The sequence below is a fragment of the Blautia stercoris genome, assembly GCF_054657695.1.
On the sequence record NZ_BAAHYF010000002.1, the window covers coordinates 1,191,762 to 1,209,854 of the forward strand.

Annotated in this window: 15 protein-coding genes; 12 read left to right on the plus strand and 3 right to left on the minus strand. The window is 37.7% G+C overall.

All coding sequences use genetic code 11. The features are described from left to right. Positions 1-12: 12 nt before the first annotated feature. From ACYQ2D_RS15305 to ACYQ2D_RS15360, 12 genes are all read left to right on the plus strand, one after another. A complete protein-coding gene (locus tag ACYQ2D_RS15305; RefSeq protein WP_187559194.1) occupies positions 13-2,325 on the plus strand; it encodes a glycoside hydrolase family 65 protein in 2,313 nt (770 codons plus the stop codon). A 48-nt stretch (positions 2,326-2,373) separates the two neighbouring features. Next, positions 2,374-3,279: a DMT family transporter gene (locus ACYQ2D_RS15310; RefSeq protein WP_187559195.1), complete on the plus strand. Its 906-nt coding sequence runs from the start codon at positions 2,374-2,376 to the stop codon at positions 3,277-3,279. After that, entirely contained in the window at positions 3,251-3,895 is a 645-nt protein-coding gene (gene pgmB, locus ACYQ2D_RS15315) for a beta-phosphoglucomutase (RefSeq protein WP_459786045.1), read from the plus strand. Before ACYQ2D_RS15310 ends, pgmB begins: the two co-directional genes overlap by 29 nt. Before the next feature lie 16 nt (positions 3,896-3,911). Continuing rightward, positions 3,912-4,928 carry a M20/M25/M40 family metallo-hydrolase gene (locus tag ACYQ2D_RS15320; protein ID WP_459786046.1) on the plus strand — a complete coding sequence of 339 codons (1,017 nt, stop codon included), beginning with the start codon at positions 3,912-3,914 and terminating at the stop codon, positions 4,926-4,928. 9 nt (positions 4,929-4,937) lie between these two features. Then, entirely contained in the window at positions 4,938-5,624 is a 687-nt protein-coding gene (locus ACYQ2D_RS15325; protein ID WP_459786047.1) for a Crp/Fnr family transcriptional regulator, read from the plus strand. Between the two features lie 109 nt (positions 5,625-5,733). Next, positions 5,734-6,738, plus strand: coding sequence for an anaerobic sulfite reductase subunit AsrA (gene asrA, locus ACYQ2D_RS15330; RefSeq protein ID WP_459786049.1), 1,005 nt, complete (start codon positions 5,734-5,736; stop codon positions 6,736-6,738). After that, a complete protein-coding gene (gene asrB, locus ACYQ2D_RS15335; protein WP_459786050.1) occupies positions 6,728-7,519 on the plus strand; it encodes an anaerobic sulfite reductase subunit AsrB in 792 nt (263 codons plus the stop codon). The genes asrA and asrB overlap by 11 nt, the downstream gene beginning before the upstream one ends. A gap of 16 nt (positions 7,520-7,535) precedes the next feature. After that, complete coding sequence (asrC, locus tag ACYQ2D_RS15340) at positions 7,536-8,507, plus strand: sulfite reductase subunit C (RefSeq protein ID WP_117457677.1); 972 nt, start codon at positions 7,536-7,538, stop codon at positions 8,505-8,507. Between the two features lie 448 nt (positions 8,508-8,955). Next, positions 8,956-9,630: a DNA alkylation repair protein gene (locus ACYQ2D_RS15345; RefSeq protein ID WP_187559199.1), complete on the plus strand. Its 675-nt coding sequence runs from the start codon at positions 8,956-8,958 to the stop codon at positions 9,628-9,630. A gap of 193 nt (positions 9,631-9,823) precedes the next feature. Continuing rightward, the gene (locus ACYQ2D_RS15350; protein ID WP_459786051.1) at positions 9,824-10,684 is read left to right on the plus strand and encodes a patatin-like phospholipase family protein; all 861 of its coding nucleotides are present in this window, start codon (positions 9,824-9,826) and stop codon (positions 10,682-10,684) included. Positions 10,685-10,799: 115 nt separating this feature from the next. Further along, positions 10,800-12,344, plus strand: coding sequence for a Ppx/GppA phosphatase family protein (locus tag ACYQ2D_RS15355; RefSeq protein ID WP_459786053.1), 1,545 nt, complete (start codon positions 10,800-10,802; stop codon positions 12,342-12,344). A 9-nt stretch (positions 12,345-12,353) separates the two neighbouring features. Next, positions 12,354-14,501, plus strand: coding sequence for an RNA degradosome polyphosphate kinase (locus ACYQ2D_RS15360; protein WP_459786196.1), 2,148 nt, complete (start codon positions 12,354-12,356; stop codon positions 14,499-14,501). 218 nt (positions 14,502-14,719) lie between these two features. On the opposite strand, the gene ACYQ2D_RS15365 is transcribed toward ACYQ2D_RS15360, so the two are convergent. From ACYQ2D_RS15365 to ACYQ2D_RS15375, 3 genes are all read right to left on the minus strand, one after another. Then, the gene (locus ACYQ2D_RS15365; RefSeq protein WP_117457637.1) at positions 14,720-15,622 is read right to left on the minus strand and encodes a trypsin-like serine peptidase; all 903 of its coding nucleotides are present in this window, start codon (positions 15,620-15,622) and stop codon (positions 14,720-14,722) included. Between the two features lie 33 nt (positions 15,623-15,655). Beyond that, entirely contained in the window at positions 15,656-15,943 is a 288-nt protein-coding gene (locus ACYQ2D_RS15370; protein WP_117457636.1) for a DUF3221 domain-containing protein, read from the minus strand. Positions 15,944-16,631: 688 nt separating this feature from the next. Then, positions 16,632-17,999, minus strand: coding sequence for an MATE family efflux transporter (locus ACYQ2D_RS15375; RefSeq protein WP_022304783.1), 1,368 nt, complete (start codon positions 17,997-17,999; stop codon positions 16,632-16,634). Positions 18,000-18,093 lie beyond the last annotated feature (94 nt).

The following is an 18,093-nucleotide window of genomic DNA, read 5'->3' on the forward strand; positions in this document are numbered from 1 at the left end:
AGAAAATTGTACATGAGTAAAATAATGTTTTCAGAAAATCTGCAAAGCAAGTTACATGGTGAAGAATGGCTTATCTGGCAAGAACAGTATGAAGCAAAAGAAAATCTCAAATATGAGAGTCTGTTTGCACTTTCCAATGGCTACCTCGGAATCAGAGGCAGCCATGAAGAAGGCACCAAAATTACTTTACCGTATCTTTATATCAATGGAGTGTTTGACAAGTCAGAGACATTTATGAGAGAACTTGCGACTCTTCCAAACTGGCTTGGAATCAAGCTTTATGTAGAAAAAGAGTTAATCGGAATTGAAGATTGTGAAATTGTAGAGTTTGCAAGAGTACTTGATATGAAGGGGGCGTTCCTTGGAAAGAGAGTACATTTAAGAGATTCAAAAGGCAGAGAAACGCTTATTGAAGGAATCCGTTTTGTCAGTAGAAATAATGTACATCGTATGGGAATCAAGCTACATGTAACACCGCTTAACTATAGCGGAATCATTGAAGTGGAAAGTATCATTGATGGCAGTATCATTAATTTCTATGATGCACCGCGATTTAAAGTAAAACATACTTATATGACCGCAAATGAAAAATTGGCAACAGATGGATGTTATATCGAAGTGGCAACCAGAGAAAATCATTTGCATGTAGGCTGTGGTTGCCGAATCGAAGCGTATGCAGACGGTAAACCGGTGCTTGGAAATCGTATGACAAGTATCTTTGGCGAACAGTGTATAGAATTTGGTGACATTCATGTCGAAGAAGGCAAAGAAGTAGAGATTGTAAAATATGTTTCTATGTATACCGAAAGAGAATGTCCGGCTTACGCACTGCATACAACCGTTGAAAAAGAAATCGAACAATTTATTGAAACCGGTTTTGAAGAAGAACTAAAATTGCATGAAGCTGTGTATGCACAAATGTGGGAAAATGCAGATCTTAAGATTACAGGCGATGCGGAATTAAATCAGGCAATTCGGTTTAATATTTTCCACTTGATGAGCACCGGAAATGAACACGATGAGCATGTAAATGTCGGAGCAAAACTCTTAACCGGAGAAGAGTATGGCGGACATGCGTTCTGGGATACCGAGCTGTTTATGCTTCCATTCTTTGCATGGGTGTTCCCGAAGACCGCACAAAACCTGGAGAATTACAGATATCACCTTTTAGATGCCGCACGCGCAAATGCGCACAAGAATGGTTATAAAGGAGCACAGTATCCATGGGAATCCGCAGATGACGGAACAGAACAGTGCCCGGATTGGACGATTGAACCGGATGGAACCTGCTATCGCTGTTATGTGGCAGTCTATGAGCATCATGTAACCGCCGCAGTGGCATATGGAATTTGCAATTATATAAAGATTACGCAGGATATGGAATTCCTTTATAGCAAAGGCGCAGAAATATTGACAGAGACCGCAAGATTCTGGGCAAGTCGTTGTGAATACAATCAAGCACAGGATCGCTATGAAATTAATCAAGTAACAGGTCCGGATGAATGGCATGAGCCGGTGAATAACAATCTGTATACCAATTATCTTGCAAGATGGAATTTAAGATATGTGCTTTCACTTTTAACTGCGATGAAAGAAGAAAAAGCGGATGCTTACCGTGCGTTGGTTGAAAAGACAGGACTTACAGAATGTGAGATGGAGACCTGGAGAGAAGTACAAGAAAAAATTTATCTTCCAAGAAAAGAAGGCACAAAGTTGTTAGAGCAGTTTGAGGGCTATTTTGAACTGGATAATGTGACAATTGAACAATATGATGAGAATGACTGGCCAGTGCGTCCGGAAGCACTTAAAACCAAGAAAGCAAGTGAGACTCAGATTACAAAACAGGCGGACGTTGTAATGTTGCTGCATCTTCTGAGCGAGGAATTTGACGAAGAGACAATGAAAGAGAATTATACTTACTATGAAAAACGTGCGCTTCATGGTTCCTCTTTAAGCCCGAGTATTTTTTCGGTTATGGGGCTTAAGGTGGGTGATGACTCAAAAGCATATCGTTATCTGCGTCGTGCCGCTTTTATTGACTTGCTGAATATGCAGGGAAATACAAGAGAGGGAATTCATGCCGCAAACACCGGTGGTGTTTGGCAGACCGTTGTATTTGGATTTGCGGGAGTGTCCCAGCGAGAAGACGGTATGTTAAAAGTGCGTCCAAATATGCCAAAAGAATGGCAGAATTTAACCTTCCGTCTGCATTATAGAGGTGCATGGCTTGAAATCACAGTGGATGGAGCAAATCAGGCAGAGATAAAACGTCTTGCCGGAGAAGCGGTAGAAGTTGAAGTGAATGGAGTTGTAAAAGAAATATAAAAATAGAAATTTTAGAAATATAGTTTAGAAGAAACAGGAGGATGAGTAATGAAAAAATGGCTGGCAATCGGAGGACTTATACTGGTTACGGTCATATGGGGCGGAGGATTTGTAGCAAGTGATATGGCATTGGAAAGTATGAAGCCTTTCCAGATTATGATGGTAAGATTCCTGGTCGCATCTGTGTTGATGGGAATGCTTGACCTGGGAAATCGAAAAAAAGCAGAGCAGGTAACCAAACGTGCGGGTGCAATAAAAGCAGGTATATTAATGGGAATTGCGCTTTTTATGGGGTTTTCATTGCAAACAATTGGTCTGCAATATACAACACCTTCCAAGAATGCGTTTCTTACAGCGCTTAATGTAGTGATTGTGCCATTTATCGCATTTCTTATTTTGAAGAAGAAAATTGGAATAAAAGGAATCGTTGGGGCAATTCTGTCAGTTGTCGGAGTAGCGCTGCTTTCCTTAAATGGCAATCTTACGCTGAGTTTGGGAGACGGACTTACGCTTCTTTGTGCTGTAGGATTTGCATTTCAGATTTTCTTTACCAGTGAATTTGTGAAAAAATATCCGGCTTCGGTATTAAATATGGTTCAGATGATTACCGCATTTGTATTATCCGCAGCGAGTCTTGTGATTTTTGAAGAAATGGAGTTCCAAGTTACCACAAAAGGATGGCTAAGTGTCTTATATTTGGGTATAATAAGTACGACTGTTTGCTATTTATTGCAAACAGCATGTCAAAAATATGTGGATGAGACAAAAGCAGCAATTGTGCTTTCAATGGAGTCCGTCTTTGGAACGATTTTCTCTATCATTATTCTTCATGAAGTAATCACACTGCGTATGGTAATCGGATGCATCATTATCTTGATTGCAGTCATTATTTCGAACTTATCGGAAGCAGAAGGAGAAATGAAAAATGAAGAAATACAATGCGATAATCTTTGATTTAGACGGAGTAATCTGTCATACGGATCAGTATCATTATGAAGCGTGGAAAGCGGTTGCAGACGAACTGGGAATCTATTTTGATGAAGCAATCAATAATCGACTCAGAGGAGTGAGCCGTATGGAAAGCTTCGAAATTATCCTGGAGCGTTATGAAAAAGAGATGAGCGAAGCCGACAAAGAACGTTGGATTACAAAGAAAAATGAAATCTATAAAGCACTTCTGAAAAATATGAGTCCGGCGGATTTATCAGTTGAAGTAAAAGAGACTCTGGATGGCTTACGTGAAAGCGGCCATAAGCTTGCAATTGGATCATCAAGTAAGAATGCAAGATTCATTCTGGGACAGTTGGGTCTTGGAGAATATTTTGATGCGATTTCGGATGGAAATAATATTTCAAAATCAAAACCGGATCCGGAAGTATTCATAAAAGCAGCAGAATATATAAAAGAAGCACCAAAGAACTGTCTGATCGTAGAAGATGCAGAAGCCGGACTTAAGGCAGCAATTGCAGGAGGAATGGATTGTGCGGCAATCGGAGATGCAGTCGGATGTGGACTTGGAACTTATAATCTGGCTACATTTTCGGAACTATTAAAAGTTGTAGAAAACTAGAAAGAAGATGAACCAAATGAACGAAACATTTTTAATGAACCTTCTTAGCAGTATTTCCGTATCCGGTTATGAAGAACCGGTACAAGAAGTTGTAGAAGCAGAAATGAAAAACTACGCAGATGAAATCCGTCGTGATGAAATGCAGAATGTAACTTGCATTTTAAATCCGGACAGCGATGTAAGAATCATGCTTTCGGCACATGCAGATGAAATCGGGCTTATGATTTCCAATATCAGGGAAGACGGAAGATTGCAGGTGATTGACCGAGGCGGAATCGTGCCGGCGACCTATCCGGGACACCAGGTGAGAATTAAGACCAAAAACGGAGAAGTTTATGGGGTAGTTGAAGCATATCGCAGTCTCTTTAAAGATGAAAATCTCGGAACGAAACAGTTTTTAATCGATATTGGAGCAAAAGATAAAGCAGATGCTTTAAATTATGTAAGTCTAGGGGATCCAATCGTACCGGATACACCGATTCGTAAGCTGGCAAACGGAAAATTTACTGCTCGTGCGTTAGATGACAGACTGGGTGTCTATATTATCATGGAAGCGCTGAAACGAGCAAAAGCGCTGGGCTGTAAAGTTGGAATTTACGCAGCTTCCACAACAGGAGAAGAGACAACCAAGACCGGAGCATATTGGACCAGTGTTAGAATTCAGCCGACCATGGCAATTGTAGTAGATGTTACATATACAAGTGATTGCAGTGGAATGGATCCGGCAGAGATGGGAACCGTGTGCCTTGGAGAAGGACCGGTGCTTTGTAACAGTCCGATTGTGGTAAAAGCACTCAATGAAAAGATGGAAGAGTGTGCAAAGAAAGCAGGCATTTCTGTGCAAAGAGAAGCGGCAAGCAGACTTTCCTACACCGATGGAGATCAAATACATTTTTCTAATCAGGGTGTTCCGATGGTGTTAGTGTCGATTCCGCTGCGCTATATGCATATGCCGGCAGAAGTGGCAGATGAAAAAGATGTGGAAGGGTGCGTTGAGTTGATTGCGCAGTTTCTTGCGGGATATCAGGGGTAAGGTAGAAAAATGGAAATCAGTGAAGCAATCCAAAAATGTACGATACTTAAAAATGCGAGTGAAACAATAAAAGAATCAGTGCAAAAGAACGGACAAATAGTGCTTCAGGAAAAAGGTGTTCCTATTTTTCGGGAGCGAGAACGAGTAGATACATTATATTTCATTGTGGAAGGCTATGTGGTGCTGTACCGTCATAATCACCGTGGAGACCGGAAAAATATCTTTATTTATACAGATGGTGCACTTTTAAATGAAGTAATTGTAGAAAAACCAATCGCGTCAATCAGTGCAGAGCCACTTTGCGATACCCTTATGTTAAAGATTCCAAGAAAATATTTTATGGACTATATGGAAGATGCAGCATTTTCAAGAGAAGTGGTCTATTCAAGTACAAAGAAAATTCGTAAAATGTATCATCAGCTGGCGAACACTTCAAATTCATTTAGGCTTGAAAAGCAGATTATAGCAAAGGTCTGGAAATTGGCTCGAGACTATGGGATAGAGACTCCATCGGGAATACAGATTCCATTTAAAGTAACGATTACATTTCTGGCAGACATGCTAGGGGCAAAAAGAGAATCTGTCTCAAGAGTGATGGGACATTTGAAAAAATCAAACTTAATTGAATATCAAGAAAAGCTGATTCTCGTTCCAGATATTGATAAGTTGTTGAAAAAAATTCATGAAAAAGAATAATAAAACGTGATGATTATCACGGAAAGAAAAAATCTTTGTTGATAAAATGATATTAACAAAGATTTTTTTTGTATAAAAAAATAGAAATAGTAAGAAGAAAGGAACGATTATGGGATATCAGTTAGCTAGAGAAGCATTTTCAGAAATATTTGAGTCCATAAAAAAGAAATATGATATCTGGGCTCCAGTACGAAAAGAAGGAGAGGGAACCTTCTCAGAAATCGATGTGATTCGATATGATAAGATAAAAGATTTGGATGAAATTGAATGGGAAAAGCGTTCAGATTATTCTTTTAAGGAATCGCTGCTTAAAATCAGAGAGACGATTTTTTATTTTACAGAAGATGAGACAATCGTACCGAAAGAGCAGGAAAAAGATTTGCTCATTTTTCTTCGTTCCTGTGAAATGCATGCATTAAAACGATTGGATGAAATGTATTTAAAGAGTGGAAAAGAAGATTTCTATTATGCGAGAATGCGTAAAAAAGCAAAATTTATCTTGATGGGATGTAAGGAAAGTTGTGAAACAGGGTTTTGTGTCAGCATGGGAACCAACAAAAGCGAGAACTATGATGCCTATTTAAAATTGGAAAACAACCGTGTCTGTCTTGATGTTTCAGATGAAGAGTTAAAAAAATATTTCAAAGGTGCGCCGGAAGAAGAAGTGTTACCGGAATTTGTGCAAGCAAATTTAGAAAAGGTAGAACTTCCAAAACATTTATCAAAAGAAAGTGCCAAGCTTCCAATCTGGGAAGAGTATGGAGCACGTTGCATCGGATGCGGACGTTGTAATTTTGTCTGTCCGACATGTACTTGTTTTACGATGCAGGATATTTTTTATAAAGATAATGAAAAGGCAGGAGAACGCCGAAGAGTGTGGGCATCCTGTCAGGTAGATAAATACGATACGATTGCAGGCGGGCATGAGTTCCGTACAAAAAAAGCAGATAAGGTACGTTTTAAAGTTTTACATAAAATTTATCATTATGAAAAGCGGTTTGGATATCCGATGTGCGTAGGCTGTGGCCGATGTGACAGTGTCTGCCCAGAGTATATTTCCTATTCAAATCTGATTAACCGGTTGAGCAAGGAGGAAAAAAGAAATGAAGAATGAATACATTCCTAAGCTTTCCAAAATAAAAGAAGTGATAAAACATACGGATTTGGAATATACTTTTCGAATGGAGTATGATGGAGAAGTAAAACCGGGACAGTTTTTTGAACTTTCCATTCCGAAGTATGGAGAAGCTCCGATTTCTGTTAGCGGAATTGGAGATGGTCTGGTCGATTTTACCATCCGAAGAGTAGGAACTGTGACAAATGAGGTGTTTGAAAATTATGTGGGAGATAAATTGTTTATCAGAGGACCTTATGGCAATGGGTTTGAACTGGAAAATTATAAGGGGAAGGAACTCGTAATTATTGGAGGCGGAACCGGAGTTTCTCCAATGCGTGGGGTGATTCAGTATTTTTCAGCTCATCCAGAGGAGGCAGTCAGTACAACACTAATTGCTGGATTTAAAAGTCCGGAAGATGTGCTGTTTAAGAAAGATTTTGAAGAATGGAAAAAAACATTTCATGTAATTCAGACCGTAGATGCAGCACCGGAAGGATACGAAGGTCCGGTTGGAATGGTAACCAAATATATTCCGGATTTGAGATTTAAAAATCCTGAAAATGCGGTATTTATCTGCGTAGGACCGCCGGTCATGATTAAATTTACGATTATGGAAATTAAGAAACTTGGAATTAAAGATGAGCAGATCTGGACTTCTTATGAGAGAAAAATGTGTTGTGGAATCGGAAAATGCGGTCATTGTAGAATGAACGAAAAATATGTCTGTCTGGATGGACCGGTATTTAATTATACAGAAGCCAGGGAGTTGATAGATTAGGAGAAGCGAAATGAGTTTGGATATCAATACAAAAAAAGCGAAAAAGAATGCCTGGAGAATTACAAAAGAACGAGGAATCGGGGCATCCAGAATCCGTGTGCCAGGCGGATATTTAAATGCCGATGTGCTTGGAATGGTACAGGAGATTGCAAAGGAATATGGAAATGGATATGTGCATTTAACAACAAGACAGGGATTTGAGATAGAAGGAATCCATCTTGAAGATATGGAAGCAGTAAATCAGAAACTTCAGCCGATTATTGAGCTGGTAGAAACAAATCAAGCTGAAACGAATCGTGAAAAAGGATACGAAGCATCTGGGACCAGAAATATTCAGGCATGTATTGGGAATAATGTCTGTCCATTTGCTAATTATAATACAGCAGAACTAGCAAGAAAAATTGATAAAGAAATCTTTCCAAACGACCTGCATTTTAAAATTGCATGTACAGGCTGTTCCAATGATTGTGCAAAAGCAAGAATGCATGATTTTGGAATTATCGGAATGACAATGCCACAGTACGATGCAGCCCGCTGTGTCAGCTGCCAGGCGTGCATAAAAGGCTGTAACAGTTTGTCAGTGGGCGCACTTCGTATGGAAAATTATCGAATTGAAAGAGATACTCAAAAATGTATCGGCTGTGGGGTCTGTGTCACAAAATGTCCGACCAGAGCATGGACAAGAAGTAAGAAAAAATATTACAAATTATCCATTATGGGAAGAACCGGAAAGAAAAATCCAAGACTTGGACAGGATTTTCTTGTGTGGGCAGATGAAGAAAACATTATTAGGATTATTAAGAATACGTATAAATTTGTTGAAGAGTATATCTCTCCGGATGCACCTGCGAGAAAAGAGCATATTGGATATATTATTGATAGAGTTGGATTTGAAAAATTTAAGGAGTATGCTTTAAAAGGGGTAGAATTTCTGCCGGAGACGATAGTAAAAGAATGTGTTTACTGGGATGGGATTCATTATTGTTAAGGAAAGAAAGTTAGCTTAAGCAAAATAAAAGGAAGGAATTAAAAAGTCGGTCAGTCTCAAGGTGAATTTGGCGATTTCTAAGAAATGTTGTAAAATCAAGGAAAATGAGTGATTTCTAAAAAGAGATTGACTGACTTTTTGTGAAAAAACTTGCAAAAAATGGGTGATTAGAGGATAATGAGAATTAGAAATGGCGTAAATACTGTTGTTGTATATTACCTATGAGGGATTGAAACTCATTTTTTGTTATTCCATCAGTTCTTTTTATTCGAGTTCGCCAAAAGTACCTCAGAACTTAAGAATACCTAAACTAAAGATACATTTGCATTAATAAAATAATAGAAATGCATCTGTAAAAAAAGGAACGAAATAGAAATACAACATCTAATCAAAACACATCTGCAACCTTTATTATTCAGAAAGCAGAGACGAGGTAAAAAAACAACATATGACAGAACTACAAAGAAGTTTATTTGAACTACAAGATTTAAAATATCGTGATTTTCAAAGCAAGTTGTTACCGAAGACAGAAAAAGAAAAAATCATTGGAGTTCGTACACCGATTCTTCGTAAATTTGCGAAAGAGTTTGCCCAAACAAAAGAAGCACAAAACTTTTTACAAGAACTTCCTCATCAGTATTACGAGGAAAATAATTTACATTTGATGCTTGTGACACAGATTTGCGACTACAAAAAATGTTTAAAAGAAGTGACACAATTTTTACCCTATATTGATAATTGGGCAACCTGTGATTTACCCTTACCAAAATGTTTTGAAAAACACAAAGCGGAATTGATTGTGGATGTAAAAAATTGGATTGCTTCAAATGATACGTATACCATTCGGTATGGAATTGGAGTGCTATTACGGCTGTATTTAGATGAAGATTTTAAAGATGAATATCCGAAACTTGTCTCAGCTGTGATTTCGGACGAATATTATGTCAATATGATGATTGCTTGGTATTTTGCGACTGCGCTTGCAAAGCAATGGGAGGCTGTGATTGGATATCTAAAAGACCGGAAGTTGCCGGAATGGGTGCATAGGAAGACAATTCAAAAAGCGATGGAAAGCAATCGAATTACGGAAGAACAGAAAGCGGAATTGAGAGGATTGAGATGAAATGTAAGTTCTACTCTTACCTCTTAACGCTATAACAGACATGTAAAAGCATCTACAAAACCAAATCTCTAATATTCACCCATCAGAAACCGGCCCCGGCCGGTTTCTTTTTTTTACAAGAATTTACCTTGTACAAATCTTACAAAAAGCGTAAAATGATTTTAAATAAATAATAAAAAAAGGTGATGACAGCATGAGTAAAAAAACAAAAACAGGATTAATTTTAGAAGGTGGCGGTATGCGTGGTGTATTCACTGCGGGAATTCTTGATTTCTTTATTGAAAAAGGTCTGGAATTTGATACTTGCTTTGGTGTTTCAGCGGGAGCATGTATGGCATGCAGTTATCTTTCTAAACAAAAAGGCAGAGGGTACCATACATTTACTGATTATATGGATAACCCGGAATACTGTGGAATAAAAAGCCTGATAAAGACCGGAGATTATTTTGGCACGGATATGATATACCGTAAAATTCCAGAAAAATTGAATCCTTATGATTACGATACATATAACAGACAAAAAACCAAATTTTATGCGGTTGTTACCAATTGTGAAAGTGGGAATGCGGAGTACAAAGAAATCAAAGATATGAAAAAAGACACTTGTTATGTTCGTGCGTCAAGTTCGCTTCCTCTTATGTCAAGAACGGTCTGGATTCATAAAAAGCCGTATCTGGATGGTGGAATTACAGATTCCATTCCGATTATGGAAGCCCAGAGAATGGGAAATGAGAAAAATGTAGTGGTACTGACTCGTGACAGAACCTACAGGAAAGAAAAAAATAAGTTGATTCCTGCAATGAAAGTCCGTTATGGAAAGAAGTTTCCAAAACTGATAGAAGCTTTGGAAAACCGCCACATTGGGTATAATCAGACCCTGGATTATTTATACCGTCAGGAAAAAGAAGGAAAGGTATTTATTTTACAGCCACAAAAGCCGGTTGAAATCGGAAGACTTGAAAAGGATACGGATAAATTGCACAAACTATATGAAGAGGGATATGAAACTGCACAGAATTATTATGAAGCACTAAAAGAATATCTTGATAACTAAAAGACAAAAAAGACGAATTTTCAAGAAAATTTACCTGAATTTAACAGAGATTAGAAGAAAACAACAACTTACAACGATATAATTAAACAGCAAACTAATGTAAGGCGGTGGAAAAATGGCAGTAACAATATTTGCGGCAATTGATGTCGGTTCTTACGAAGTCAGTATGGATATCTATCAGATTTCTCCAAAAATCGGAATTGAAAAGATAGATGAAGTGCGTAGCAGAATCGAGCTGGGACATGATACTTATACCAATGGAAAAATTAGTTATGAGTCTGCACAGCGATTAGGAGAAGTACTCGGAGATTTTTCCAGAATTATGAAAGAGTATAAAGTGACTTCTTACCGTGCATGTGCGACAAGTACCCTTCAGGAAGCAAGAAATGTCTGGATCGTACTGGAGCAGGTTTATCAAAGAACCGGAATCCGAGTTGAAATTTTAAGTAACTCTGAGCAGAGATTTTTTGGATATAAATCGATTGCAGCTAAGGAAGCAGATTTTTCAAAAATTATTCAGAAAGGGACTGCAATTATAGAAATCGGCGGTGGAAATGTACAGATTTCATTATTTGATAAAGATACGCTTGTGACAACTCAGAATTTTAAGATGGGAAGTCTTCGTATCCGTGAGCGTCTGCTCTCTGTCGAAAAAGAAACTATTTATTATGAAAAATTAGTAGAAGAGTTAATTCATAATGACATTTTAAGTTTTAAGAAACTTCATTTAAAAGAGCGAAAAGTAGATAATATTATTTTATTGGGAGATTTCTTTATGGAAAAATTGCTGGTGAGCGATTATGGAATGGGAGAAAATCGCACCATCAGTAAAGCAGTTTTTATGGAGATGTATGAGAGAATCGTGCATAAATCCGCAGAGCAATTATCCGTAGAACTTGGAATCACGCTGGAATATGCAAGTATCCTGGTTCCGGCTTTGATCATTTATCGTGTCTTTGTAGATGAGATGGAGGCACAGAATCTATGGGTTCCGGGAACACAGTTAAATGACGGAATTGCTTATGATTATGCACAGGGCAGACGTTTGATTCGTAGTACCCATAATTTTGAAAACGATATTTTAGCTTGTGCACAAAATATTGCAAAACGTTATATGAGCAGTAAGAGCCATGTGCGTGCCGTGTTAAAGGTTGCAGAGACGATTTTTGACAGTATGAGAAGAGTGCATGGAATGGGACCAAGAGAGCGCCTGCTTTTGCAGATCGCAGTCATTTTGCATGATTGTGGAAAATATATCAGCATGAGTGAAGTCGCAAAATGTTCGTATGAGATTATTATGTCGACCGAAATTATCGGGCTTTCGCACGCTGAGCGAGAGATGATTGCAAATATAGTGCGTTTTAATAATGAGCCATTTAAATATTATGGCGAAGCGGATTCAAAGAGCACCATTGACCGAGATACGTATATGATAATTGGAAAGCTGACTGCGATTTTAAGAGTAGCGAATGCACTGGATCGAAGTCATAAACAAAAAGCAGAGAATATAAAAGTACAGCTTCAGGATAAAGAGCTGGTACTTGTGATTGATACACAGGAGAACTTATTGTTGGAGGAGGGGCTGCTGACACAGAAAGCAGATTTCTTTGAAGAAATGTTCAATATTCGTCCTGTATTACGTCGGAAAAAGAGAAAGTAGGTGGAAAAAATGCAATGGAACGAAAAAGAATATACAAAGCCGGAATATTATACCAACCGTGAATTGAGCTGGGTAAAATTTAATGAGCGTGTTTTGAGTGAGGCGAGAGATAAGAGTCTGCCGTTGTTTGAACGATTAAAATTTTTGAGTATTACGGCATCGAACCTAGATGAATTTTTTATGATTCGTGTTGCTTCTTTAAAAGATATGGTGCATGCAAAATATACCAAAACGGATATTGCGGGAATGACTGCAAAAGAGCAATTAAAAGCACTTTCAAAAGTAACAAAGGAACTGGTAGATACACAGTACAATACCTACAATCGTTCTCTTTTGCCGGCACTGAAAAAGATTGGTTTAAAAGTAGTAGAGCATCATGAAAACTTAACCAAAGAGCAGCAGGAGTTTGTCGATACCTTTTTTGAAGATGAAGTGTATCCGGTACTGACTCCGATGGCGATGGATTCTGCGAGACCATTTCCATTGATTCGAAATAAAACGTTAAATATCGGTGCATTAATTTCCAAAAAAGATAAAAAAGGGAAAGAAGAGTTGGAGTTTGCAACGGTTCAGGTGCCATCGGTACTTCCAAGAATTGTACAGCTTCCGGATGATAAAGATGGAAATACGGTTGTGATTTTACTGGAAGAAGTAATTGAGCGAAATATCAATAAACTGTTTTTAAGTAATGCTGTGGTTTGTACCTGCCCTTACCGGATTATGCGAAATGCAGACCTTACAATTGATGAAGATGAGGCAGCAGACTTATTAAAGGAAATCCAGAAACAGTTAAAGAAGAGACAGTGGGGTGAGGTCATTCGTCTGGAAGTGGAAGAGCGGATGGATGAGAGACTGTTAAAGATTTTGGAAGAGGAATTTCAGATTAAAGATGAGGATATCTTCAAGATTAATGGTCCGCTGGATTTGACATTCTTGATGAAAATGTATGGGCTTTCCGGTTTTGATGAATTTAAAACCAAGCCTTATGTACCGGCGCAGGTTCCGGCAATGATGAATGATGAGGATATCTTTACCCAGATCCGACAGGGAGATATTTTACTGCATCATCCTTATATGACCTTCTATCCGGTTGTAGATTTTGTACAGCAGGCGGCAAAAGACCCGAATGTACTGGCAATTAAACAGACCCTGTACCGTGTCAGCGGAAATTCACCGATTATCAAAGCACTTGCGCAGGCGGCAGAAAATGGAAAACAGGTTACGGTACTGGTGGAATTAAAGGCAAGATTTGATGAAGAAAATAATATTGTCTGGGCAAAAATGCTTGAAAAAGCAGGCTGTCATGTTATTTATGGAGTCATTGGATTAAAGACCCACAGTAAGATTACACTGGTAGTAAGAAGAGAAGAAAATGGAATTCGCAGATATGTGCATCTGGGAACCGGAAACTATAATGATTCGACTGCAAAATTATATACAGATTGTGGTATTTTGACTTGTTCTGCAAGAATCGGAGAGGATGCAACGGCAGTCTTTAATATGCTTTCCGGATATTCAGAACCGAGAACCTGGAATAAATTAGTGGTAGCACCGCTATGGATGCGAGACAGATTTCTTCATTTAATTGAAATCGAAAGAAAAAATGCATTAGAAGGACGAAAAGCCAGAATTGTGGCGAAAATGAATTCTCTTTGCGATAGAGGAATTATTGCAGCGTTATATGCGGCAAGTGCCGCAGGTGTAAAGATTGACTTGATTGTACGAGGAATCTGCTGTCTGAAAGTGGGAATTCCGGGAATCAGCGAAAACATTACCGTACGTTCGATTGTTGGAAACTTTCTGGAACACAGCCGGATTTTCTATTTCTACAGCGATGGAAATGAAGAAATCTTTATGGGAAGTGCAGACTGGATGCCAAGAAACTTAGACAAACGTGTCGAAATTGTATTTCCGGTAGAAGATGAACAGTTAAAAGAAGAAGTGAAACATATCTTACAGATTCAATTGGAAGATAATGTAAAAGCACATATTCTTCAGCCGGATGGCACGTATGAGAAAGTAGATAAACGAGGCAAAATGCTGCTAAATTCACAGGACTTTTTCTGTGAAGAAGCAACCAGAAGAGCAAAAATCAAACTGCCGGAAACTGCGGCAGATAAACGGATTTTCGTTCCGGCAGAAGCACCGGAAGAATAAAAATAGAGTAAGCAGAGTAAGAAGTAGTGTGCAGAAATTATTTTTTTCTGGATTTTGGTATGATAAAAAGGTAAAACATTAGTGATATTAATTAGCATCAGCTAATGTTTTACCTTTTTTATTATACAAAAAAATTCTGGAATTTAACATGTAGCATCAAATTTCAGAATTTTTGAATAATCAATTCTTGCAAACAACAACCATTAATATATTGTATCTTATCTATATTGATTCATGATTTCAAACAATGATTTATCAATTCGTTCTGCTTCATTATATTCATTTGTAGGTGAATAATTTGTATGAATGCCAAGGCTTTGATAATTTCCATTAGTTACTTTGTATATTGGTGAGCCACTTTGTCCGCCTGTACTATCTATATAATATCCTAATTTAAAAGTACCACTGGTTGCAATTTTTCCACTCATTGTCCATAAACAAGCAGATTTTTCCGCTGGATATCCTCTTAATACAACCCATGTTCCTACTAAACTGTCAGTTGTCCATGAAGCACCAAAGTATCCTGTTTGAGAGCCTATGTTTGAAGTGAATTCTAAAAGCCCCCAATCATAGTTGGAATTTTCTGACTTTACATACTTAGTATCAGTATGTAACACAGATGCATAATAGACTCCATATGGAGATTCACTTCCATTGCTTCCAGGGTATATTCTAACCCATTCAGCCCATCCGCCTAATGATGAGTCATATACACAATGCCCTGCTGTTACTGCAACACGATTGCCATACATCCAAGCAGTTCCAACGTAAATGCTATCTGAATTAGGAAATTTCATTTCTGCATAGCAAATTGCTGAGTTAGGAAAAGTAGTAGTATCTGTTATTTTATATCTGTTATCTTTTCCAATGATTTCTCTTGTTAAAGGCTTATCTTCTTTTATTCCACTTGGTATAAAAGAATCTGTAGTTCCACTACTGGGATTATTTAAAGTTGTAGGTATCTCATTTAAAAGAATTTCTCCGGTTTCCATATTTTTGCTTATATCCTGACAATTTTTTTGTTCGATTTCGGTTTCTACCACATTGCTATTTGCAAATACACTTATAGATGTCATAATACTAAGTATCACTCCAAGAAAAAGTAATCGAATTTGTTTCATACAACCTCCTCTCTTGTTTGCAAGAATTTTTAATTATTTTTTGATTTTGGTTGTTTTTTTTATTTGTGCGGGATAAGTTTCTAAGATTTTACCATTGAAATAAACCGTAATTTTATCATTGATTTCTAGTTGTGAAATATCATAATTTTTCGGACAATTACAAAGTATTTTATCGGAGGTATCTGTTTCTAACAGAAATGCTTTCTCATATTTTTCTATAACTTTACCTTCTATACTGAAATCTGTTGGTTTACACAAGTTTCCTACTACTATAAATATTCCAAATATAAAAATGATGATGACTGCAAGTTTTTTTTTCATAATGACCTCATTTATAATCTTTTTAATATTTCAGCTACTAATATTTGTATTTGTGCTTATATTTAATAATAAGATGTGAGTGACAAATTTAATTTTGTCACTAGTATTTTTATAATAAAAAATTTACGTAGTTATACTAGACTAACATTGGTTGCATACAACAAAACCTCTGATTAAAATATACCATATTTTGTTATTTAAGGTCAAGCTTTTTAAATATATTACTATATAATGATTTAAGCGTCAAAAGCTCGTACCTATTCAGTTAGATTTGTACCTTGAAAATTTAACACATGATACCATACCCATATCATCCATTATCTGTTAAAATATAACCAGAACTTATCTGGGAGGTCTTACGATGTCTTTTGTTACAAATGATACCACTATTTATCTACCACAGCCGCAGTGAGGATACCTTAAGTAGGATTGAAAAGTCCTGGAAGAGGCAAAAGCAATAAAAGACCTCTGCAATGGTATTTTTGATGATGTCAGTGAATACCAGCTGCTGATTCGTGTATTAAGGGAACAGGCAGAAACTTGTGATAAGCTAATGAAAAAGTGAAGTAGGTGGTATGGTTCATATTGATTTTGGAACTGACTGCTACTTGACACCCAGCCAAATTCAATCAAAAAAACTGCTGTCAAGTTATCGTTCAACTTAACAGCAGTTTTTTAGTTTAAAATATTAAGCTTTCCCAAGTGGTGCAATTTTTTCTTTATAAATTTTCCGGAAGAAAAATGTACTTAAAAGAACAGATGCAATTTCTGCAATCGGAATTGCCCACCAGACAGCGGAGAGACCACCAAGTTTTGCAAGCAGTGCGGCAACTGGAAGAATAATTAAAAGCTGTCGTGTGGCAGAGATAATTAAACTGTATATGCCGTTTCCAAGTGCCTGAAAGACAGAACCGACAACGATACAAAATCCTGCAAAGGTGAAACTTAAGCAGATAATTCTGAGCGCCGGAACACCAATTTGAAGCATAGAGCCTGAAGCATTAAATAATCCTAAAAGCTGAGCCGGGAATATCATAAATAATGCAAGCCCCAAAAGCATAATGCAGATTGCACTGACAATACTTAAGCGAATTGTGTGCGTAATTCGTTTTTTGTTTTTGGCTCCGTAGTTATAAGCAACGATTGGAACCATACCGTTATTGAGACCGAAAATTGGCATAAAAATAAAGCTGTTGAGTTTAAAGTAAACACCAAAGACTGCAGTGGCAGTGGAAGTAAACTGAATTAAGATTTTGTTCATTCCAAATGTCATAACCGAACCGATTGCCTGCATGACAATGGATGGAACACCAACCGAATAAATCGTACCGATAATTTTTTTGTTTGGGCGGAAGCCTTTCATATTCAGGTTGATGTCTGTATTTACTTTGATGTTAAAGGCAAAGGCTAAAAGTGCTCCGCAAATCTGTCCACAGACAGTTGCAATGGCAGCACCGGAAACGCCGAGGCGTGGCATACCGAATAATCCGAAAATTAAAATCGGGTCTAAGATGATGTTGATGATAGCGCCTGTGCCCTGAGAAATCATGGTATAAAAGGTACGACCGGTAGACTGTAAGAGTCGTTCCATCATAACCTGCATATAAACTGCAATACACATCGTAGAGATGATGGTCATATAGGAAATACCGTACTGGCGGATTTGAGCATCATCAGTCTGGATGTGAAAGAAAAAGGTCGCCGCAAGATTTCCAATCAGTGCAAAAATAATACTGCTGATGAGTGCCAGAAAGATTCCATTTTTGGCTGATTCATTGGCAGTATGAAAATCTTTTTCGCCAAGGCTTCGTGATAATACCGCATTGACACCGACTCCGGTGCCGACTGCGATTGCAATCATCAGATTTTGAACCGGAAAAACCAGAGAAACAGCGGTCAGGGCATTTTCATTAATGCGGGCAACAAAAATACTGTCAACTACATTATAAAGTGCCTGAACAAGCATAGAGAGCATCATAGGCAGAGACATCTGAAGCAGAAGCTTCGGAATCGGAAGTACGCCCATTTTGTTTTCATTTGTGTCCAACTGTGACATAATAAAAAATCCTTTCTTTTTTCAAAAATCTTCTCAATAAAACAGAGATTCAAATACAGTGTATCGAAATCTAAAATGTCTGTCAATAGAGCAT